Here is a 21,662-nt window from a genome sequence, read left to right on the forward strand (position 1 = left end):
GCAACGAGAGGGCGCCGGGGAGGACCCCGGCGCCCTCTCACTGTTCCAGCAGGCCGTACCGCATGGCGTGGGTCACGGCCGCTGTGCGGTCGTCGACTCCCAGCTTGGCGAAGGCCCGCAGCAGATGGGTCTTCACGGTCGACTCCCCGATGTACAGGCGCCGGCCTATCTCCGCGTTCGTGCAGCCCTCCGCCACCAGCCGCAGTACCGCCGTCTCCCGCTCCGACAGCCGGGGGCGTTCCGGCCTGGTCCGCAGCTGGTCCACCAGGCGGGCCGCCACCGACGGGGCGAGCACCGTCTCGCCGCGCGCGGCCGCCCGTACCGCGTCCGCCAGTTCGCGCCGTGGAAGATCCTTGAGCAGATAGCCTGCGGCGCCCGCCTCCACGGCCCGCAGGATGTCCCGGTCCGTCTCGTACGTCGTCAGGACGATCACCCGGCACGGCAGCCCGGCCGCGGTCATCCGCACGATCGAGTCCACACCTGAGCCGCCCGGCATGCGCAGATCCATCAGCACGATGTCCGGGCGCAGTTCGGCCGCCAGCGCCTCCGCCTGCGGCCCGCAGGCCGCGTCGCCGACCACCTCCAGGTCCGGTTCGGCGCTCAGCATGGCGCGCAGTCCCTCCCGCACGACGGGATGGTCGTCGGCCAGGACGATCCGGATCACGGGGTCTCACTCCTCAGGACGGAAGCCACGGCGGCGGGGACGGGCAGGCGTACGGTCACCGTCGTACCGTCGCCGGGTGCGCTGCGGACGACCGCGGTGCCGCCCACTTCGGCGGCGCGGGCACGCAGCCCCGCAAGACCGTAGCCGCCGGTGGCGGACGGCGGGTCGAAGCCGTGGCCGTCGTCGCGGACGCAGACGGTCAGGGTGCCGTCGGTGTAGCCGACGTGCACCTCGGCGTTCGCCGAACTCCCCGCGTGTTTCCGGACGTTGGTCAGCGCCTCCTGGCAGGCGCGCAGGGCGACCACCTCCACACCAGCGGGCAGCGCGCGCACCGGGCCGGTCACCGCGAGTGCGGCCGAGTGCCGGGCGGCCAGCCGCTCCAGCGCGTCCGGCAGCGACGACCCCGCCAGATCGGCGGGCGCGCCGCCGGCCACCAGGGCACGGGCCTCGGTGAGGTTCCGGCGGGCCGTCTCGTCCATCAGGGCGAGATGGCGGCGGGCCTGCGCCGGATCGGTGTCCAGCTCGGCCTCCACCGCCTGCACCAGCATCAGCAGACTGGTGAAGCCCTGGGCGAGGGTGTCGTGGATCTCGCGGGCCAGCCGCTCGCGTTCGGCGAGGGCGCCGTGCGCCGCCGACAGCCGCGAGATCTCGTGCCGGCTGGCCTCCAGTTCCGCGATCAGCTCGGCCCGTTCCAGGCTCTGCTCGATGATCCGGATGATCCAGCCGCCGACGACCGCCGAGAACACCAGGGTCACCAGGGCGGACAGCGTGTTGACGAGCAGGTCCTCGGCCCCCGGCCGCCACAGCAGTGCCCAGCCCGCGACCGGGACCACGTTGATCACGGTCACCGTGATCAACGCGGCGCGCATGCGCAGGGTCATGAAGCACTGGGGGATCAGCGCGAAGGCCAGTATCCGGGTCTCCCCGGCCAGTACCGCGGCCGGCAGGAAGAAGACCATCGCCACGGCCAGGTAGGACCGGGCGCGGCGCTCGTTTGGCGGGTCCTCGCCGAGCAGACGGCGCCCCACGGCCACGTACCAGGGCACCAGCGGTACGAGCAGCCCGGCCGCCACGGCACGGACCGGCCACACGGGATGGTCGGCGCCGAGCAGCATGGTCTGGGTGGCCGCCCAGGCCACCGCGAAGTACACGTCCCAGAGCAGGAGCGAGCGGTCCCAGGCGTGGACACCGCGCGCCCTGTCCCCCCTCACCCGTCGCGCCGGTTCTTCCACCGGAAAGTCAGCAAGCACAGCGCCAATCCTCCGATGCACCACGCCCCCAGCACCAAAGCGATCCGCCCGAACTCCCAGCTCCCCGCCTGCTCCAGGACCCGAGCGGAGTCCGGCAGGAACACACCTCGCAGCCCCTGGCACATCCACTTGAGCGGGAACAGGGCGCCGATGTCGAGCATCCAGCCGGGAAGGGTGTCGATGGCGATGTACACCCCGGAGATGAACTGGAGCACCAGGAAGGGGAGTACGACGACGCTGCTGGCGCTCTTCGCGGAGCGGGGCACCGAGCTGATGGCGATGCCGAGCAGCGCGCACCCGGTCAGCCCGAGTACGAAGATCCACGCGAAGTCGAACCAGCGCCCGGCGTCCGAGGGCAGGTGGACGTCGTAGAACACCGTGCCGACGGTCAGCAGGATCGCGGTCTCCAGGACGCCGGTGAACAGAACCAGCCAGATCTTGCCCAGGAAGTAGGCCGCGGGCGGCATCGGCGTGCCGCGCAGCCGCCGCAGCACCTTCTCGTCCCGCTCCACCGCGATCGAGATGCCGAGCGACTGGAAGCTCGTGGACATGATCCCGGACGCCGTCATCGCGGGCACGTACAGCTGGGAGGCGGTGATCCCGGCGCCCCGGACGGCGTCGTGGAAGATCGACGCGAACAGGAACAGGAACACCACGGGGAAGGCGAAGGTGAAGACCACCTGTTCGCGCCGGCGGAAGAACTGCCTGATCTCCAGGCCGCCCCGCAGCAGCCCGAGCGACCAGGCGCCGGGCAGGGATCCGGCCCAGGCGCGGTCGGTGGCGCGTACGGCGGTCGTGGTCATCGCACGGCCTCCTGTCCGGTCAGCCGGAGGTAGACGTCCTCCAGGGTGGGGCGGGTCACGGTGAGTGCCGGTATCTCGCCGTCGAAGCGGTGCATGAGCGCGGCGACGGTTCGCGTCGGCGTGGCGGTGTGCTCCGCGCCCGGGGAGCCGTCGGGTTCCGTCCAGGTCACGGTCGCCTCACCGCCGTACCGCCGGCGCAGCTCGGCGGGCGTGCCCTCGGCGACGACCCGGCCTCGGGCGACGACCGCGAGCCGGTCCGCGAGGGTCTCGGCCTCCTCCAGGTAGTGCGTGGTGAGCAGGATCGTCGTGCCGTCGCCGGCGAGGAGCCGGATCAGGTCCCAGAACTGGCGCCGGGCGGCCGGGTCGAAGCCGGTGGTCGGCTCGTCGAGCAGCAGCAGTTCCGGATCGCCGATCACGCCGAGCGCCACGTCGAGGCGGCGCCGCTGGCCGCCGGAGAGGGCCTTGACCCGGCTGTCCGCCTTCGCGTCGAGGCCGACCAGGCGGATGACCTCCTGCGGGTCGCGCGGGCGGGGGTAGTAGCGGGCGAAGTGCCGTACTGTCTCGCGCACCGTCAACTCGGCGGGCGCCGATTCGTCCTGCCAGACGATTCCGACACGGGACCTCCACGCGCGCGTGCCCGTCGCCGGGTCCGCGCCGAGGACGGACACCTCGCCCCCGTCCCGTGACCGATTGCCCTGAAGGATCTCCACCGTCGTGCTCTTGCCCGCGCCGTTGGGCCCGAGCAGGCCGAACACCTCACCGCGCCGGATGCCGAGGTCGAGGCCGTCCACCGCGGTGACGCCCCCGTACCGCTTGCGCAGCCCCCGGACGTCCACCGCGAGTTCGTTCGCGTGTGCTGTCATGACGTCGAGCATCGGCCGGAACCGAACGATCCGTGACCACCGTGCGTACCTCCTTATGTCCTTCGAACGGTGGACACACGCGTGTGTGCGGCACAATGAGCTGTGCCCGAAGATGGTCCAACTCTCAAATGACGGAATCGGCGTGATGAGCAAGACGACAGTCAACGACGTCTCCACGGAGTCCGGTCCCGAGCGTGCCGCCGACGGCCCGCGCACAGCGGGCGGCAGCCGCGCCTTCGCCCTGCTGCTGCTGATCACCGGCGCGGCCGGACTGCTGGCCGCCTGGGTCATCACCATCGACAAGAACAAGATCCTGGAGGCGAAAGCCGTCGGGAAGACGTTCACCCCGGGGTGCAGCGTCAACCCGATCGTGTCCTGCGGCAGCGTCATGGAGAGCAAGCAGGCGGCCGTCTTCGGCTTCCCGAACCCCATGCTCGGCCTGGTCTGCTACGGCATCGTCGTCTGCGTCGCCATGAGCCTGCTGACCCGCGCCCGCTTCCCCCGCTGGTACTGGCTGACCTTCAACTTCGGCACGCTCTTCGGTGTCTGCTTCGTCACCTGGCTGCAGTACCAGTCCCTGTACTCGATCAACGCGCTGTGCCTGTGGTGCTCACTGGCCTGGGCCGCCACGATCACCATGTTCTGGTACGTGACCTCGTTCAACGTCCGCAACGACTTCCTGCCGGCCCCGCGTTGGCTGAAGTCCTTCTTCGCCGAGTTCACCTGGGTCGTGCCGGTCACCCACTGCGGCGTCATCGTCATGCTGATCCTGACCCGCTGGGGCAGCCATCTGTGGGCCTGACCCCTGGCCCGGTCCCGTTGTCAGTGCGGTGATTTAGGGTCTTCCATGTGGAACCCGACTTGTTCACCGCCGCGGCAGAAGAACGCCAGGAGAAGGATCCGGCAGCGAGCCCCCTGGCGGTGCGGATGCGCCCGCGCACCCTCGACGAGGTCGTGGGCCAGCAGCATCTGCTGAAGCCCGGGTCCCCGCTGCGCCGGCTGGTCGGCGAGGGCTCCGGCGGTCCCGCCGGACCGTCCTCGGTGATCCTCTGGGGCCCGCCCGGCACCGGCAAGACCACCCTCGCCCATGTGGTCTCCAAGGCGACGAACAAGCGGTTCGTGGAGCTGTCCGCGATCACCGCGGGCGTCAAGGAGGTCCGCGCGGTCATCGACGGCGCCCGCCGCGCCACCGGCGGCTTCGGCAAGGAGACCGTCCTCTTCCTGGACGAGATCCACCGCTTCAGCAAGGCCCAGCAGGACTCCCTGCTCCCGGCGGTCGAGAACCGCTGGGTGACCCTGATCGCGGCCACCACCGAGAACCCGTACTTCTCGGTGATCTCGCCCCTGCTGTCCCGTTCGCTCCTGCTGACCCTCGAACCGCTCACCGACGACGACATCCGGGGCCTGCTCAAGCGTGCCCTGACCGACGAGCGCGGTCTGAAGGACGCCGTCACCCTCCCCGAGGACACCGAGGAACACCTGCTGCGCATCGCCGGCGGTGACGCCCGCCGGGCCCTGACCGCCCTGGAGGCCGCCGCCGGAGCCGCCCTGGACCAGGGCGAGAGCGCGATCAGCCTGCAGACGCTGGAGCAGACGGTCGACCGGGCCGCGGTGAAGTACGACCGCGACGGCGACCAGCACTACGACGTCGCCAGCGCCCTCATCAAGTCCATCAGGGGCTCCGACGTCGACGCGGCCCTGCACTACCTGGCCCGCATGATCGAGGCCGGCGAGGACCCCCGCTTCATCGCCCGCCGTCTGATGATCTCCGCCAGCGAGGACATCGGCCTGGCCGATCCGAACGCCCTGCCCATCGCCGTCGCCGCGGCCCAGGCCGTCGCGATGATCGGCTTTCCCGAGGCCGCCCTCACCCTCAGCCACGCCACCATCGCCCTCGCGCTCGCCCCCAAGTCCAACTCGGCGACCACCGCGATCGGCGCCGCCATGGAGGACGTACGCAAGGGCCTGGCCGGCCCGGTCCCCCCGCACCTGCGCGACGGGCACTACCAGGGCGCCGCCAAGCTCGGCCACGCCCAGGGGTACGTGTACCCGCACGACCTGCCCGAGGGCATCGCCCAGCAGCAGTACGCACCGGACGCCCTGAAGGACCGCGAGTACTACACCCCGAGCCGGCACGGCGCCGAGGCGCGGTACGCGGACGCCGTGGAGTGGACCAGGAAGCACCTCGGTCGCAGACGGTCCTGAGCGCCCTGTAGAATTCCCCGAAGTGCTGAGTCCCGTGCTGTCAGAGCGGGACAGCCAGCCGGAGCCCCATCCTTCCCGGATGGACTCCAGGAGCGTCGCGCACCGTCGAACGGTGTCGCGGGCAGCCCACCACCACCCGAAGTCACGGGACCGGTCGGTGGGCCACTCGCGTGCTGCACGTATGTGCCCAGACCAGGGAAGCGGCTGCCCGGCAGGTCCCTTGGGACCCGGCGGGTTTTCCCGGCTGCGGATGCGACCTCCCTAACCCTGACGAGCCGAACACTACGAAAGAGACGAAAGACAGTGGCGAACCAGTCCCGCCCCAAGGTCAAGAAGTCGCGTGCCCTCGGCATCGCGCTGACCCCGAAGGCCGTCAAGTACTTCGAGGCCCGTCCCTACCCGCCGGGTGAGCACGGCCGTGGCCGCAAGCAGAACTCGGACTACAAGGTCCGTCTGTTGGAGAAGCAGCGTCTGCGCGCGCAGTACGACATCTCCGAGCGCCAGCTGGTCCGCGCCTACGAGCGCGCGTCCAAGGTCCAGGGCAAGACCGGTGAGGCCCTGATCGTGGAGCTCGAGCGCCGTCTCGACGCCCTGGTCCTGCGTTCGGGCATCGCCCGCACCATCTACCAGGCCCGTCAGATGGTCGTCCACGGCCACATCCAGGTCAACGGCCAGAAGGTCGACAAGCCGTCCTTCCGTGTCCGCCCGGACGACGTCGTGCAGGTCCGCGACCGCTCCAAGGACAAGACGCTCTTCCAGATCGCCCGCGAGGGTGGCTTCGCCCCCGAGGGTGAGACCCCGCGCTACCTGCAGGTGAACCTCAAGGCCCTGGCGTTCCGCCTGGACCGCGAGCCGAACCGCAAGGAAGTTCCGGTCATCTGCGACGAGCAGCTCGTCGTCGAGTACTACGCCCGCTGACCCCGGTCACGGCGTAAGTCCTCAGCCCGCCGTCTCCCCGCCCGGCCCTGCCGGGCGGGCGAGGCGGCGGGTTTGTTTTTCTCTCAATGACCGCGCCGCGTTGCGCCTCGTCCGTGCCCGGACCGGTTGTCCCGCCCTCCTGCGGCACCGCCCCGCGCGGAGCCGGAGGTCCGGTCAGCGGCTTGTCCGCCCTCGCCGGAGCCCACGCCCAGGCCGCCTTCGCCGCCCTCCTGCGGCACCGGCCCGCGCGGAGCCGGCAGTGCGTCCAGCGGTCGTACACCGCGGTGCCCGAGCGCGCGGGCCACGGCCTCCGCCCGGTCCAGCCGGGAACCTTCCCGCACGCACTCCTCGTACCGCGCGTCCCCCAGCGCCTGCCGGGCCAGTGCCTCGCAGCGCTCGTGCGGGGCGTTGAAATAGGCCGAGCCGAACAACGGCAGCCCCACGGACGGCCAGATCCGGCCCGCCGCCCCCTGGAGCACCGCCGCCTCGGCCGCGTCCCCCTGCGCCACGGTCACCAGCGCCAGCAACTCCATGGACAGCACCGAGCCGAGCAGGTCGTGGAAGGCATGGACGTTGCGCAGGCAGTCAGCGAGCAGCTCCCGCGCCCTGCCCTGGTCGCCGTCCTGCCAGGCCGCGTACGCCAGCACGTACTGCGCGTACGACCGCGCCCAGCGCTCCCCGTGGTCCTCGCACACCTGGCGCACGTCCTCGCACAGCCGCACCGCCTCCGGCAGGTCCCCCTGGAAAGCCCGCGTCATCGCCAGCTCCACCTGCCCCATCAGCACGTTGCTGTTGAGTTCGCCGATCTCCTGATAACGGCACAGCGCCGACCGCAGCAGCGTTTCTGCGCGGGCCATGTCATCGGTGACCAGGGCCAGACAGCCGGTGCGGTGCTCCGCGTACGCCACCGCCGCCGGATCCGCGGTCCGCTCCGCCTGCTCCCGGCACTCCTGCAGCGCCGCCAGGGCCGGCACGGTGTCGCCCTGGAGGATCGCCACATACCCGAGCACCCACAGCGCCTTCAGTCGCGACTGCTCGTACCCCGAATCCAGCTCCAGGCAGCAGGTCAGCCAGCGGCGGCCCTCCGCGAGCCGCCCGCAGCCGACCCAGCAGAACCACAGGGACCCGGCCAGGTACTGGCCGAGATGGGTCCCTTCCGGCTCCGCCAGACAGCACTCGATGGCCGCCCGCAGGTTGGGCAGCTCCGCTTCGACCCGCGCGGCGACCTCGCCCTGCCGGGGCGAGAACCAGTCGAGCTCGCAGGAGGTGGCCAGGCCCAGGTACCAGTCCCGGTGCCGCCTGCGCAGCCGCCCCGCGTCCCCGATCCCCTCCAGCCACTCGGCGCCGTAGGCCCGGACCGTGTCGAGCATCCGGTAGCGGGGGCCGGCCGGGGTCTCCTCACGGGTCACGACGGACTGGGCCAGCAGTTCCGACAGCACGTCCAGGACGTCCTCGGCGGGCAGCCCGTCCCCGCTGCAGACGTACTCGGCCGCCTCCAGGTCGAAGGTCTGCGCGAACACCGAAAGACGCGCCCACAGCAGCCGTTCGGCGGGCGTGCACAGCTCGTGGCTCCAGCCGATCGCCGTGCGCAGTGTCTGGTGGCGGGCCGGGGGTCCCCCGGGGACGGAGCGCGCTCCGGAACCGGTGGCCAGCAGCCGGAACCGGTCGTCCAGCCGCTGCAGCAGCTGCGCCGGGGACAGCGCCCGCAGCCGCCCGGCCGCCAGCTCCAGCGCCAGCGGGATCCCCTCCAGGCGCCGGCACAGCTCGCGCACCTCGGGGCCGTCGGACAGCTCCAGCCCCTGCTCCCGGGCCCGGTCGGTGAACAGCTCCACCGCCTCGTCCTCGCCGAGCGGCGCCAGCGGAAGCAGCCGCTCGCCCGCCAGTCCCAGCGGGCGCCGGCCCACGGCCAGCACCCGCAGCCGCGGCAGCCTCCGCAGCAGGTCGGCCGTCAGCCCGGCACAGGCCTCCACCAGGTGCTCGAACCCGTCCAGCACCAGCAGGGCCGGACGGCCGGCGAAATGCTCCAGCAGCGTCTCCCGGGGCGTCCGGGCGGTGTGGTCGGTCAGCCCCAGCGCCTCCGTGACCGCGTACTCCACGAACTGCGGATCGCGCACCGGCGCCAGCTCCACCCGCCCGGACCCCGACTCCCACCCGGCGGCGACCCGCGCGGCCAGCCGGGACTTGCCGACGCCGCCGACCCCGGTGACGGTCACCAGCCGGGCCCGGCCGAGAGCGGCGGTCAGCTCGGCGAGTTCGGCCGAGCGCCCGACGAACGTGGTCAGTTCCAGGGGCGGATCGCCGTCCGGGAAGGGATCTGGGCGCTGAGGACCTCGCATGGGACACGGAGCGTACTGAAGTGTGTTCATTGCGTACAATCGCTTCCCGCAACTCCGCCCCCGCGGCCCGGGTAATCCGGTACGGAGCCCCGCCCCCGGCGCGATAGGCTCGGACACGACTTTTCGATGGTGAGGCACGTTTCAGGGAGCGGGTGCGCACAGTGTCCGGTGGAGAGGTGGCCGGGATCCTGGTGGCCGTCTTCTGGGCGATCCTGGTCTCCTTCCTCGCGGTGGCTCTCGCGAGGCTGGCCCAGACGCTCAAGGCGACGACCAAGCTCGTGGCGGACGTGACCGACCAGGCCGTCCCGCTGCTGGCCGACGCCTCCCAGGCGGTGCGCTCCGCGCAGACCCAGATCGACCGCGTCGACGCGATCGCCTCCGACGTCCAGGAGGTCACGTCGAACGCCTCCGCGCTGTCGAGCACGGTCGCCTCCACCTTCGGCGGCCCGCTGGTGAAGGTCGCGGCCTTCGGCTACGGCGTCCGCCGGGCGCTGGGCGGCCGCAAGGAGGACGTGCCCGCGAAGGCGCCCCGGCGTACGGTGATCGTGGGCCGCACGGTCCCCGCCGCACGACGCAAGCGGAAGTAAGGACTGAGACCGAGCGATGTTCCGCCGTACGTTCTGGTTCACCACCGGTGTCGCCGCCGGCGTGTGGGCCACCACCAAGGTCAACCGCAAGCTGAAGCAGCTGACCCCGGAGAGCCTCGCCGCGACCGCGGCGAACAAGGCCCTGGAGACCGGTCAGCGGCTCAAGGACCGTGCGGTGGGCTTCGCGCTCGACGTCCGCGACAACATGGCCCAGCGGGAGGCCGAGCTGGAGGAGGCCCTCGGGATCCACGAGAACCCCGAACTCCCCGCACCCAGGCGGCAGGCCGCCATCGAGGCCGACCGCAGCAACAACCGCAGCAACCCGAAGTACATCGAAGCCCCGATGTACTCGTACAACCGGAATGAGGACCACTGATGGAGTCGGCCGAGATTCGCCGCCGCTGGCTGAGCTTCTTCGAGGAGCGCGGGCACACCGTCGTCCCTTCGGCGTCGCTCATCGCGGACGACCCGACTCTGCTCCTCGTCCCCGCCGGCATGGTGCCCTTCAAGCCCTACTTCCTGGGTGAGGTCAAGCCGCCGTTCCCGCGCGCCACCAGCGTGCAGAAGTGCGTGCGCACGCCCGACATCGAAGAGGTCGGCAAGACCACGCGCCACGGCACGTTCTTCCAGATGTGCGGCAACTTCTCCTTCGGCGACTACTTCAAGGAAGGCGCCATCAAGCTCGCCTGGGAGCTGCTCACCACGCCCCAGGACAAGGGCGGTTACGGCCTGGAGCCGGAGAAGCTCTGGATCACCGTCTACAAGGACGACGACGAGGCCGAGCGCATCTGGCACGAGGTCGTCGGGGTGCCGAAGGAGCGCATCCAGCGCCTCGGCATGAAGGACAACTACTGGTCCATGGGCGTCCCCGGCCCGTGCGGCCCCTGCTCCGAGATCAACTACGACCGCGGCCCCGAGTTCGGCGTCGAGGGCGGCCCCGCCGTCAACGACGAGCGGTACGTGGAGATCTGGAACCTCGTCTTCATGCAGTACGAGCGCGGCGAGGGCATCGGCAAGGACAACTTCGAGATCCTCGGGGACCTGCCGAGCAAGAACATCGACACGGGCCTCGGCCTGGAGCGGCTCGCCATGATTCTGCAGGGTGTGCAGAACATGTACGAGATCGACACCTCCATGGCCGTCATCGAGAAGGCCACCGAGCTGACCGGCGTCCGCTACGGCGACGCCCACGCCTCGGACGTGTCCCTGCGTGTGGTCACCGACCACATGCGTACGGCCACCATGCTCATCGGCGACGGCGTCACCCCCGGCAACGAGGGCCGCGGCTACGTCCTGCGCCGCATCATGCGCCGTGCCATCCGCAACATGCGTCTGCTGGGCGCCACCGGTCCGGTCGTCAAGGACCTGATCGACACCGTGATCCAGATGATGGGCCGGCAGTACCCCGAGCTGATCACCGACCGCGAGCGGATCGAGAAGGTCGCCCTCGCCGAGGAGAACGCCTTCCTCAAGACGCTGAAGGCCGGCACCAACATCCTCGACACCGCCGTCACCGAGACCAAGCAGGCCGGCTCCACCGTCCTGCCCGGCGACAAGGCGTTCCTGCTCCACGACACGTGGGGCTTCCCGATCGACCTCACCCTGGAGATGGCCGCCGAGCAGGGCCTCTCCGTGGACGAGGACGGCTTCCGCCGCCTGATGAAGGAGCAGCGGGAGCGCGCCAAGGCCGACGCCCAGTCCAAGAAGACCGGCCACGCCGACATGGGCGCCTACCGTGAGATCGCCGACACCGCCGGCGAGACCGACTTCATCGGCTACTCCGACACCGAGGGCGAGTCCACGATCGTCGGCATCCTGGTCGACGGCGTCTCCTCGCCGGCCGCCACCGAGGGCGACGAGGTCGAGATCGTCCTCGACCGCACCCCGTTCTACGCCGAGGGCGGCGGCCAGATCGGCGACACCGGTCGCATCAAGGCCGACTCCGGTGCCGTCATCGAGGTCCGCGACTGCCAGAAGCCGGTCCCGGGTGTGTACGTCCACAAGGGCGTCGTCCAGGTCGGCGAGGTGACCGTCGGCGCCAAGGCCCACGCCTCCATCGACGCCCGCCGCCGCAAGGCCATCGCCCGTGCCCACTCGGCCACGCACCTGACGCACCAGGCCCTGCGCGACGCCCTCGGCCCGACGGCCGCCCAGGCCGGTTCCGAGAACCAGCCCGGCCGCTTCCGCTTCGACTTCGGCTCCCCGTCCGCCGTCCCGACGGCCGTGATGACCGACGTCGAGCAGAAGATCAACGAGGTGCTGGCCCGCGACCTCGACGTGCACGCCGAGGTCATGGGCATCGACGAGGCCAAGAAGCAGGGCGCCATCGCCGAGTTCGGCGAGAAGTACGGCGAGCGGGTCCGCGTCGTGACCATCGGCGACTTCTCCAAGGAGCTGTGCGGCGGCACGCACGTGCACAACACCGCCCAGCTGGGCCTGGTGAAGCTGCTCGGCGAGTCCTCCATCGGCTCGGGCGTCCGTCGTATCGAGGCCCTGGTCGGTGTGGACGCCTACAACTTCCTCGCCCGGGAGCACACGGTCGTCAACCAGCTGACCGAGCTGCTCAAGGGCCGCCCGGAGGAACTGCCGGAGAAGGTCTCCTCGATGCTCGGCAAGCTGAAGGACGCCGAGAAGGAGATCGAGAAGTTCCGCGCCGAGAAGGTCCTCCAGGCCGCCGCCGGTCTCGCCGAGTCCGCCAAGGACGTCCGCGGTGTCGCCGTGGTGACCGGCCAGGTCCCGGACGGTACGACCCCGGACGACCTGCGCAAGCTGGTTCTCGACGTGCGCGGCCGCATCCAGGGCGGCCGGGCCGCCGTGGTCGCCCTCTTCACGGTCAACAACGGCAAGCCGCTCACGGTCATCGCCACCAACGAAGCCGCCCGCGAGCGCGGCCTCAAGGCCGGTGACCTGGTCCGTACCGCCGCAAAGACCCTCGGTGGCGGCGGTGGCGGCAAGCCGGACGTCGCCCAGGGCGGCGGCCAGAACCCGGCCGCCGTAGGCGAGGCCGTCGACGCTGTCGAGCGCCTGGTCGCCGAAACCGCCAAGTGACGACTGAGTAAGGAAACGGCCGGACATGCGCAGAGGACGTCGACTTTCGATCGACGTCGGGGACGCCCGTATCGGGGTCGCCTCGTGCGACCCCGATGGGATCCTCGCCACACCGGTGGAGACCGTCCCCGGCCGGGACATCCCCGCCGCCCACCGCCGCTTGCGGCAACTGGTGGAGGAATACGAACCGATCGAGGTCGTCGTAGGCCTCCCTCGCTCCCTCAAGGGGGGTGAGGGCCCGGCCGCCGTCAAGGTCCGCGCCTTCGCCCAGGAGCTGGCCAAGGGCATCAAGCCGGTCCCGGTGCGCCTGGTGGACGAGCGGATGACGACCGTGACGGCCAGTCAGGGACTGCGTGCCTCCGGTGTGAAATCCAAGAAGGGCCGGGCCGTCATCGACCAGGCCGCCGCCGTCATCATCCTGCAGCAGGCTCTCGAATCCGAACGGGTGTCAGGTAAAGCACCCGGCGAGGGCGTCGAAGTGGTCATCTGATCGCGATACGGTAACGTTCCGCGCGATGCGCCGGTGTTCGAACAAGCGGCGCACAGCAAAGAGGCGGAACGGAAGCGAGGCCCACCGGCCACGTGACCGGTCGGCCTCGCGGCTCTAGGGGATCGATGACTGAGTATGGCCGGAGCCCAGGCTCCCAACCGTGGCATCCGCAGGACCCGTTGTTCGGGGACGGCGGATGGGAAGGGCAGCAGACCCACATGGGTCAGCAGTCTGCCTACGGCGGCCAGCCGCAGCACCACCCGCAGCAGCCGCAGTACGGCGACTGGAGCCAGGAGCAGCAGTCCGGGTACGGCCACGAGCACTACCAGGTCTACGGTGAACAGGGGCAGCAGCAGTTCACCGGCCACACCCAGCAGCAGTACCAGCACCACGGCGGCTGGGACGCGACCGGCACCCACGGCCAGGCGCCGTACGCCGCCGACCCCGGTGACCCGTACGGCCAGCAGCCCGTCGCGTACGGCGGGGAGCAGCCCGACTTCTATGGGACCGAGGACGCCTACCCCCCGCCGCAGCCCCCCGGCCGCAGGCGCACCGAGGCCGAACCCGAGCCGGAGACCGCGCCCGCCGAGGAGGAGCACCCCTTCTTCGCCGGAGGCGGCGGCGAGGACGACGAGGGTGAGGAGCACGAGCTCCAGAGCCGCCGTGACCGGCGCGGCAAAGGGAAGAAACCCGCCAAGAAGGGCCAGAAACGTCGCACTGGCTGCGCCTGTCTGGTGGTCTGCCTGGTGTTCGGCGGAGGCCTCGGCGGCGTTGGATACTTCGGCTACAAGTTCTACCAAAATCGTTTCGCCCCGGCCCCGGACTACGCGGGCGCCGGAAACGGCGAGCAGGTGACGGTCGAGATCCCCAAGGGCGCCGGGGGATGGGACATCGGCCAGAAGCTGCAGGAGGCGGGCGTCGTCAAGAGCGCCGCCGCGTTCGTGTCCGCACTGCAGGCGAACCCGGGGAACAAGTCGCTCCAGGACGGTGTGTACACCCTGGAGAAACAGATGTCCGCCGCGAGCGCGGTGGACCTGATGCTCAGCCCGAAGAGCCGCAGCAACCTGATCATCGCCGAGGGTCTGCGCAACACGGCGGTCTACAGCCTGATCGACAAGCGGGTCGGGGTGGCGGCCGGTACGACGGCGAGGGTCGCGAAGAAGGACTACAAGAGCCTCGGACTGCCCGCCTGGGCACTGGACCACGCGAACCTGAAGGATCCGCTGGAAGGGTTCCTCTACCCCTCCAGTTACGCGGTCACCAAGGGCCAGAAGCCCGAGGCCGTGCTCAAGGAGATGGTGTCCCAGGCCACCGCCAAGTACAAAGAGCTGGGCCTGGAGGACAAAGCCAAGGTGCTCGGCCTCGACGGCCCCTGGCAGCTGCTCACCGTGGCGAGCCTGGTGCAGGCCGAGGGCACGAGCCACGACGATTTCCGCAAGATGGCGGAGGTCGTCTACAACCGCCTCGAACCCGACAACCCGCAGACCTACGGGCGGCTGGAGTTCGACTCCACGTACAACTACGTGAAGAACCAGAGCAAGATCGACCTGAGCATCGCCGAGCTGCGCAAGTACAACAACCCCTACAACACCTACTTCTCCAAGGGGCTGCCGCCCGGCCCCATCGGAAACCCCGGCGAGGAAGCGCTCAAGGGCGCGCTCGACCCGACCCACGACGGCTGGTACTACTTCATCTCGATGGACGGAAAGACCAGCAAGTTCACCAAGACCCTCGAGGAGCACGAGAAGCTCGTCAACGAGTGGAACGCGTCCCGGAAAAAGAGCTGACGTCGGGTCGGTAGTCTTCGCCTGGACACAGAAGCTCAAGGACGGGTTCCATGGCATCGAAGGAAGCAGACGCCCGCCGGGCCGCCGTGCTCGGTAAGCCCATCGCCCACTCCCTCTCGCCGGTGCTGCACCGGGCCGCGTACGACGAGCTGGGGCTCACCGAGTGGTCGTACGACCGCGTCGAGATGGACGAGGCCTCTCTGCCCGGCTTCTTCGAGAAGCTCGGGCCGGAGTGGGCGGGACTGTCACTGACCATGCCGCTGAAGCGGGCGGTCATCCCGCTGCTGGACGAGATCAGCGAGACGGCCGCGTCCGTCGACGCGGTCAACACGGTCGTCTTCACCGAGGACGGCCGCCGGATCGGCGACAACACCGACGTACCCGGCATGGTGGCCGCGCTGCGCGAGCACGGCATCCAGCAGGTCGACTCCGCCGCGATCCTCGGCGCCGGCGCCACCGCCTCCTCCGCTCTCGCCGCCCTGGCCCGGATCTGCACCGGGGAGGTCGTCGCCTACGTCCGCAGCGAGGCCCGCGCCGCCGAGATGCGCCAGTGGGGCGAACGGCTCGACGTCGAGGTGCGCACGGCGGACTGGGCGGATGCCGCGCAGGCGCTGCGTGCCCCGCTGGTCGTCGCCACCACCCCCGCCGGCACCACCGACGCCCTCGCCGCTGCCGTACCCGAGCGTCCCGCCACCCTCTTCGACGTGCTCTACGACCCCTGGCCCACCGAGCTCGCGGCCCGCTGGTCCATGTTCGGCGGCGCCGTGGTCAGCGGGCTCGACCTGCTGATCCACCAGGCCGTCCTTCAGGTCGAGCAGATGACCGGCCGCTCCCCGGTGCCCCTGGAGGCCATGCGCCACGCCGGTGAGAAGGCACTCGCCGCGCACTGACCGCCCGCCGGTACGTCCGTTTACTGGACCGGCGGCCTGACAAGGGCCGGCTCGTGGGAGGATCGGAGGTGGCGGGCCGGGGTCGCGCACCCGGTCGCGCCGTCGCCGTACGCGTGGATGAGCGTACGCAGGGCAGTACCGGGCGCGAACACTGAGGAGCACCGTTGAGCAGGCTGCGTTGGCTGACCGCGGGGGAGTCCCACGGTCCGGCACTTGTCGCGACGCTGGAGGGGCTTCCCGCCGGCGTGCCGATCACCACGGAGATGGTGGCGGACCACCTGGCGCGGCGGCGGCTCGGTTATGGCCGCGGTGCGCGGATGAAGTTCGAGCGGGACGAGGTCACCTTCCTGGGCGGTGTCCGGCACGGTCTGACCCTCGGTTCCCCGGTGGCGATCATGGTGGGGAACACCGAGTGGCCCAAGTGGGAGCAGGTCATGGCGGCCGACCCGGTCGACCAGGAGATCCTCGACGGGCTCGCCCGTAACGCGCCCCTGACCCGCCCGCGGCCCGGCCATGCCGACCTGGCGGGCATGCAGAAGTACGGCTTCGACGAGGCCCGGCCGATCCTGGAGCGCGCCTCCGCGCGGGAGACGGCGGCCCGGGTGGCGCTCGGCGCGGTGGCCCGCTCCTACCTGAAGGAGACGGCCGGTATCGAGATCGTCTCGCACGTCGTCGAGCTGTGCTCCGTGAAGGCTCCGCAGGGCGTGTACCCCACGCCCGCCGACGTCGAGAAGCTGGATGCCGACCCGCTGCGCTGCCTGGACGCGGACGCGTCGAAGGCGATGGTCGCGGAGGTCGACCAGGCTCACAAGGACGGCGACACGCTCGGCGGCGTGGTCGAGGTGCTGGCCTACGGCGTTCCGGTCGGCCTCGGCTCGCATGTGCACTGGGACCGCAAGCTGGACGCCCGGCTCGCCGGTGCCCTGATGGGCATCCAGGCGATCAAGGGCGTCGAGATCGGTGACGGCTTCGGGCTGGCCCGCGTGCCCGGCTCCAAGGCGCACGACGAGATCGTCAACACGCCCGAGGGCATCCGGCGCGTCTCCGGCCGCGCCGGTGGCACCGAGGGCGGCCTGAGCACGGGCGAGCTGCTGCGGGTGCGGGCGGCCATGAAGCCGATCGCGACCGTGCCGCGGGCCCTGCAGACCGTGGACGTCACCACCGGCGAGGCCGCCCAGGCCCACCACCAGCGCTCCGACGTCTCCGCCGTGCCCGCGGCCGGCATCGTCGCCGAGGCCATGGTCGCGCTCGTCCTCGCGGACGCGGTCGCCGAGAAGTTCGGCGGCGACTCCGTGCCCGAGACCCGCCGCAACGTGCAGTCCTACCTCGACAACCTGCAGATCCGGTGAGCGCCGTGCCTGCGGTCGTACTGGTCGGACCGATGGGCGTGGGCAAGTCCACCATCGGCCGGCTCCTGGCCGAGCGCCTCGGCCTCGGCTACCGGGACACCGACGAGGACATCGTGGCCGCCGAGGGGCGCACCATCGCCGAGATCTTCGTCGACGAGGGCGAGCCCGCCTTCCGGGCGATCGAGAAGCGGGCGGTGCATGCCGCGCTCGCCGAGCACGGGGGCGTCCTCGCGCTCGGTGGCGGAGCGATCCTGGACGCCGACACGCGCGCCCTGCTCGCCGGGCACCGGGTGGTCTACCTCTCGATGGACGTGGAGGAGGCCGTCAAGCGCACGGGTCTGAACGTGGCCCGGCCGCTGCTCGCGGTCAACCCGCGCAAGCAGTGGCGCGAACTGATGGAGGCGCGGCGGCACCTGTACGAGGAGGTCGCCACCGCCGTCGTACCAACGGACGGCCGTACCCCCGAAGAGGTCACCCGAGCAGCCCTCGACGCACTGGAGTTGAAGGAAGCATGAGCGAGTCAGTCACTCGGATCCAGGTCGCCGGTTCGGCGGGCACCGACCCCTACGAGGTGCTGGTCGGCCGGCAACTCCTCGGTGAGCTGGCCGGCTTGATCGGGCCGAGGGCCAGGCGGGTCGCGGTGATCCATCCCGAGGCGCTGGCCGAGACCGGTGACGCGCTCCGCGCGGAGCTGGCCGAGCAGGGCTACGAGGCGATCGCCATCCAGGTGCCGAACGCCGAGGAGGCCAAGACCGCCGAGGTCGCCGCCTACTGCTGGAAGGCGCTGGGCCAGTCGAACTTCACCCGCACCGACGCGATCGTGGGTGTGGGCGGCGGCGCGACGACGGACCTGGCCGGGTTCGTGGCGGCGACCTGGCTGCGCGGGGTGCGCTGGATCGCCATCCCGACGACCGTCCTCGCGATGGTGGACGCGGCGGTCGGCGGCAAGACCGGCATCAACACCGCCGAGGGCAAGAACCTGGTGGGCGCCTTCCACCCGCCGGCCGGTGTGCTGTGCGACCTGGCCGCGCTGGACTCCCTCCCGGTCAACGACTACGTCTCCGGACTCGCCGAGATCATCAAGGCCGGCTTCATCGCCGACCCGGCGATCCTGGAGCTGATCGAGGCGGACCCGGAGGCGGCCCGCACCCCGGCGGGCCCGCACACGGCGGAGCTGATCGAGCGCTCGATCCGGGTGAAGGCCGAGGTCGTCTCCAGCGACCTGAAGGAGTCGGGTCTGCGGGAGATCCTGAACTACGGTCACACGCTTGGCCACGCCATCGAGAAGAACGAGCGCTATCAGTGGCGGCACGGCGCCGCGGTCGCGGTCGGCATGCACTTCGCCGCCGAACTGGGCCGCCTGGCGGGCCGTTTGGACGATGCGACGGCGGACAGGCACCGCACGGTCCTCGAATCCGTCGGCCTGCCCCTGCACTACCGCTACGACCAGTGGCCCAAGCTGCTGGAGACGATGAAGGTCGACAAGAAGTCCCGCGGCGACCTGCTGCGCTTCATCGTCCTGGACGGCCTGGCCAAGCCGACCGTCCTGGAAGGCCCCGACCCGGCCGTCCTGCTCGCCGCGTACGGCGAGGTCGGGCAGTAGGTCCCCGACTGTTGCGTCCGTCCGATTCCCTTTCCGGAACGGGCACTTCGAGCCGCCCCCGGTCGTTTCACCAAACGACGGCCGGGGACGGTACCGTTCGGCAAGCAGCGGGTTAACCTCTGCTACCAGCACGAATTGCCTGTACGAGACGGAGTGGCAACGGATGCAGCACGCAGTGGGGTCTCCGCTGCCGCCGCCCCACCAGCCGGGGCAGATGCCGCATGTCGGCTGGGCGTCGGCCGCGCACCACCCGGGCCCGCGCCCGGGAGCCTCCCAGGGGCCCGCCCCCGTTCCTCCGCCGCCGGTCTTCCCGGCCCCGGCCGGTGCCGTCCCGCCGACGCCCCCGCAACCTCCCGCGCCCCAGTCCCCGGCCCCGCAGCCCGCCGCGCCGCCGGCCCCCGACACCACCGGCCATGTCCCGCTGCCGCCGGGCGGCCCCGTGGGCGTCCCCATGGCGCCGCCGGCTCATGCCGCGGCCCCCGACCCGGCGACCACCACGCTGGCCGTCCTGCTGATCGGCCCGGCCGGCGCGGGCAAGACCAGCGTCGCCAAGTACTGGGCCGACCACCGCCGCGTGCCCACCGCGCACATCAGCCTGGACGACGTGCGCGAATGGGTCCGCTCGGGCTTCGCCGACCCTCAGTCCGGCTGGAACGACAACTCCGAGGCCCAGTACCGCCTGGCCCGCCGCACCTGCGGTTTCGCCGCCCGCAACTTCCTCGCCAACGGCATTTCCTGCATCCTCGACGACGCCGTCTTCCCGGACCGCCCGGTCGTCGGCCTCGGCGGCTGGAAACGGCACGTCGGCCCCGGCCTGCTCCCGGTCGTCCTCCTGCCGGGCCTGGACATCGTCCTGGAGCGCAACGCCGAGCGCACCGGCAACCGCCGCCTCACCGACGAGGAGGTCGCGCGCATCCACGGCCGCATGGCCGGCTGGTACGGCTCGGGTCTCCCGATCATCGACAACTCCCAGCTCGATGTTCCGGGCACGGCGAGGGTCCTGGACGAGGTCCTGTCGAGAGCGATAGCGAGCCCACCGAGCTGGTGAGCGGGGAGAACGCGCACCACCCCTCACCTGCTCCGCAGCCCCACTCGGCCCCCACGAATCGGCACAATCGGCACAAAACTCCTACGCTCATCTCATGTCAGAGGTGTACGCGACCCGCCGATCCCGGCTGAGAGACCACTTCACCGCGGCCGGCACCGCGGCAGCGCTCGTCACCCGCCCGGCCAACGTGCGCTACCTCGCCGCCGCAGCCCCGCAGGGCTCCGCACTGCTGCTCGGCAAGGGCGAGGATCTCCTCGTCTGCGCCGGCCCGCCCGACGACCGCCCCTACGAGGGCCGGCCGGACGAGAACCTGCGCCTGCACGTCCTGCCCGCCGGGGGTGACGCCGCCGTCGCGGCGGCCGACCTCGCCGCAGCCCAGGGTGCCGATTCACTGGCGGTGGAGGAACACCACCTCACCGTGGCCCGGCACAGAGCCCTGGCCTCGGTCGCCCCGCGTCTCCGCCTCACCGACCTCGGCGGAGCCGTCGAGCAGCTCAGGGTGGTCAAGGACGAGGAGGAGATCTCCTGCCTCCGCATCGGCGCCGAGATCGCCGACCAGGCCCTCGGTGAGCTGCTGGAGTCCATCCTGGTCGGCCGTACCGAGCGGCACCTCGCGCTGGAGCTGGAGCGCCGTCTGGTGGACCACGGGGCCGACGGACCCGCGTTCCCCACCTCGGTGGCCACCGGGCCGAACTCCGGCCGCCGCGGCCACCGCCCCACCGACCGGCGCGTGGAGGAGGGCGACTTCCTCACCGTGTGCCTGGGGGCGACCTACCGCGGCTACCGCTGCGAGATCGGCCGCACCTTCGTGATCGGCACCTCGCCCGCCGACTGGCAGATCGAGCTGTACGACCTCGTCTTCGCCGCCCAGCGCGCCGGACGCGAGTCCCTGGCACCCGGCGCCGGATACCGTGACGTGGACCGCGCGGCGCGCCAGGTACTGGACTCGGCCGGCTATGCGGAGGCCCTGCCACCGCTCACCGGACACGGCGTCGGACTCGAAATCGACGAGGACCCGCAGTTGGCGCCCGCGGCCATGGGTAAACTGGACGCTTGCGTGCCGGTCACCGTCGAACCGGGGGTCCACCTCCCGGGCCGGGGCGGCGTCCGGATCGATGACACGCTCGTCGTACGCCCCGAGGCGGACGGCGGACCCGAGCTACTCACCATCACGACCAAGGAGCTGCTCGCGCTCTAGCCTCGCGCTGTGCGCATGCCCCGGGGTCGTACGTCAGTCCAGGAGATTCCGCAACCGTGGCTTCCACGAACGACCTCAAGAACGGCATGGTGCTCAAGCTCGAAGGCGGCCAGCTCTGGTCCGTCGTCGAGTTCCAGCACGTCAAGCCCGGCAAGGGCCCGGCATTCGTGCGCACCAAGCTCAAGAACGTGCTCTCCGGCAAGGTCGTCGACAAGACCTTCAACGCCGGCGTCAAGGTCGAGACGGCCACTGTCGACAAGCGCGACATGCAGTTCTCGTACATGGACGGCGAGTACTTCGTCTTCATGGACATGGAGACCTACGACCAGCTGCACATCGACCGCAAGGCCGTCGGTGACGCCGCCAACTTCCTCGTCGAGGGCTTCACCGCCACCGTCGCGCAGCACGAGGGCGAGGTCCTCTTCGTCGACCTGCCCGCTGCGGTCGAGCTGACCATCGCCGAGACCGAGCCGGGCGTCCAGGGCGACCGTTCCACCGGTGGCACCAAGCCCGCCACCCTGGAGACCGGCCACCAGATCCAGGTCCCGCTCTTCATCACCACCGGTGAGAAGATCAAGGTCGACACCCGCACGAGCGACTACCTCGGCCGGGTGAACAGCTAA

Annotated in this window: 20 protein-coding genes; 15 read left to right on the forward strand and 5 right to left on the reverse strand. The window is 70.9% G+C overall.

The genetic code is table 11. The annotated features are described in order from the left end of the window. Positions 1–37 precede the first annotated feature (37 nt). Genes ACIGXP_RS24055 through ACIGXP_RS24070 form a run of 4 tightly spaced genes read right to left on the reverse strand, consistent with a single transcriptional unit; the run spans position 38 to position 3,580 of the window. A complete protein-coding gene (locus ACIGXP_RS24055) occupies positions 38–664 on the reverse strand; it encodes a response regulator (RefSeq protein WP_399771342.1) in 627 nt (208 codons plus the stop codon). Further along, positions 661–1,875 (reverse strand): sensor histidine kinase, encoded by a 1,215-nt coding sequence (locus ACIGXP_RS24060; protein WP_399771345.1) that lies wholly within the window; start codon positions 1,873–1,875, stop codon positions 661–663. Before ACIGXP_RS24060 ends, ACIGXP_RS24055 begins: the two co-directional genes overlap by 4 nt. After that, entirely contained in the window at positions 1,872–2,717 is an 846-nt protein-coding gene (locus tag ACIGXP_RS24065; RefSeq protein ID WP_399771348.1) for an ABC transporter permease, read from the reverse strand. The genes ACIGXP_RS24060 and ACIGXP_RS24065 overlap by 4 nt, the downstream gene beginning before the upstream one ends. Beyond that, positions 2,714–3,580 (reverse strand): ABC transporter ATP-binding protein, encoded by an 867-nt coding sequence (locus ACIGXP_RS24070; protein ID WP_399771351.1) that lies wholly within the window; start codon positions 3,578–3,580, stop codon positions 2,714–2,716. Before ACIGXP_RS24070 ends, ACIGXP_RS24065 begins: the two co-directional genes overlap by 4 nt. Positions 3,581–3,725: 145 nt before the next feature. Here ACIGXP_RS24070 and ACIGXP_RS24075 point away from each other — a divergent pair, with 145 nt between their 5' ends. The 3 genes from ACIGXP_RS24075 to rpsD all read left to right on the forward strand — a co-directional run bounded on the left by ACIGXP_RS24075 (position 3,726) and on the right by rpsD (position 6,703). Continuing rightward, the gene (locus ACIGXP_RS24075) at positions 3,726–4,382 is read left to right on the forward strand and encodes a vitamin K epoxide reductase family protein (protein WP_399771353.1); all 657 of its coding nucleotides are present in this window, start codon (positions 3,726–3,728) and stop codon (positions 4,380–4,382) included. 47 nt (positions 4,383–4,429) lie between these two features. After that, positions 4,430–5,785 carry a replication-associated recombination protein A gene (locus ACIGXP_RS24080; RefSeq protein ID WP_399771355.1) on the forward strand — a complete coding sequence of 452 codons (1,356 nt, stop codon included), beginning with the start codon at positions 4,430–4,432 and terminating at the stop codon, positions 5,783–5,785. A gap of 303 nt (positions 5,786–6,088) precedes the next feature. Then, a complete protein-coding gene (rpsD, locus tag ACIGXP_RS24085; protein ID WP_228618885.1) occupies positions 6,089–6,703 on the forward strand; it encodes a 30S ribosomal protein S4 in 615 nt (204 codons plus the stop codon). 83 nt (positions 6,704–6,786) lie between these two features. Here the strand turns inward: rpsD and ACIGXP_RS24090 are convergent, their stop codons facing one another. Further along, the gene (locus tag ACIGXP_RS24090) at positions 6,787–9,039 is read right to left on the reverse strand and encodes an ATP-binding protein (protein ID WP_399771358.1); all 2,253 of its coding nucleotides are present in this window, start codon (positions 9,037–9,039) and stop codon (positions 6,787–6,789) included. A gap of 152 nt (positions 9,040–9,191) precedes the next feature. Between ACIGXP_RS24090 and ACIGXP_RS24095 the strand changes: the two genes are divergently transcribed. From ACIGXP_RS24095 to efp, 12 genes are all read left to right on the forward strand, one after another. Next, complete coding sequence (locus tag ACIGXP_RS24095; protein ID WP_363216422.1) at positions 9,192–9,626, forward strand: DUF948 domain-containing protein; 435 nt, start codon at positions 9,192–9,194, stop codon at positions 9,624–9,626. A gap of 16 nt (positions 9,627–9,642) precedes the next feature. Then, positions 9,643–10,002 carry a hypothetical protein gene (locus tag ACIGXP_RS24100; protein ID WP_363216421.1) on the forward strand — a complete coding sequence of 120 codons (360 nt, stop codon included), beginning with the start codon at positions 9,643–9,645 and terminating at the stop codon, positions 10,000–10,002. Next, the gene (alaS, locus tag ACIGXP_RS24105) at positions 10,002–12,674 is read left to right on the forward strand and encodes an alanine--tRNA ligase (RefSeq protein ID WP_363216420.1); all 2,673 of its coding nucleotides are present in this window, start codon (positions 10,002–10,004) and stop codon (positions 12,672–12,674) included. The genes ACIGXP_RS24100 and alaS overlap by 1 nt, the downstream gene beginning before the upstream one ends. A 25-nt stretch (positions 12,675–12,699) precedes the next feature. Continuing rightward, positions 12,700–13,164 (forward strand): Holliday junction resolvase RuvX, encoded by a 465-nt coding sequence (gene ruvX, locus ACIGXP_RS24110; protein ID WP_023552096.1) that lies wholly within the window; start codon positions 12,700–12,702, stop codon positions 13,162–13,164. A gap of 125 nt (positions 13,165–13,289) precedes the next feature. Then, positions 13,290–14,951, forward strand: coding sequence for an endolytic transglycosylase MltG (mltG, locus tag ACIGXP_RS24115; protein WP_399771363.1), 1,662 nt, complete (start codon positions 13,290–13,292; stop codon positions 14,949–14,951). Between the two features lie 50 nt (positions 14,952–15,001). Next, a complete protein-coding gene (locus tag ACIGXP_RS24120; protein WP_399771366.1) occupies positions 15,002–15,841 on the forward strand; it encodes a shikimate dehydrogenase in 840 nt (279 codons plus the stop codon). Positions 15,842–16,005: 164 nt separating this feature from the next. Further along, positions 16,006–17,190: a chorismate synthase gene (gene aroC, locus ACIGXP_RS24125; protein ID WP_399771368.1), complete on the forward strand. Its 1,185-nt coding sequence runs from the start codon at positions 16,006–16,008 to the stop codon at positions 17,188–17,190. Further along, entirely contained in the window at positions 17,187–17,705 is a 519-nt protein-coding gene (locus ACIGXP_RS24130; RefSeq protein ID WP_363216416.1) for a shikimate kinase, read from the forward strand. The genes aroC and ACIGXP_RS24130 overlap by 4 nt, the downstream gene beginning before the upstream one ends. Further along, positions 17,702–18,793, forward strand: a complete 1,092-nt coding sequence (gene aroB / locus ACIGXP_RS24135) for a 3-dehydroquinate synthase (RefSeq protein WP_363216414.1) — start codon at positions 17,702–17,704, stop codon at positions 18,791–18,793. The genes ACIGXP_RS24130 and aroB overlap by 4 nt, the downstream gene beginning before the upstream one ends. Before the next feature lie 163 nt (positions 18,794–18,956). After that, positions 18,957–19,841 carry a Pro-rich N-terminal domain-containing protein gene (locus ACIGXP_RS24140; RefSeq protein WP_363216413.1) on the forward strand — a complete coding sequence of 295 codons (885 nt, stop codon included), beginning with the start codon at positions 18,957–18,959 and terminating at the stop codon, positions 19,839–19,841. 94 nt (positions 19,842–19,935) lie between these two features. Continuing rightward, positions 19,936–21,039, forward strand: coding sequence for an aminopeptidase P family protein (locus ACIGXP_RS24145; protein ID WP_399771373.1), 1,104 nt, complete (start codon positions 19,936–19,938; stop codon positions 21,037–21,039). 56 nt (positions 21,040–21,095) lie between these two features. After that, positions 21,096–21,662 (forward strand): elongation factor P, encoded by a 567-nt coding sequence (gene efp / locus ACIGXP_RS24150; protein WP_363216411.1) that lies wholly within the window; start codon positions 21,096–21,098, stop codon positions 21,660–21,662.

The sequence above is a fragment of the Streptomyces sp. NPDC053069 genome (genome assembly GCF_044546895.1).
In the GTDB taxonomy this organism is placed as follows: Bacteria; Actinomycetota; Actinomycetes; order Streptomycetales; family Streptomycetaceae; genus Streptomyces.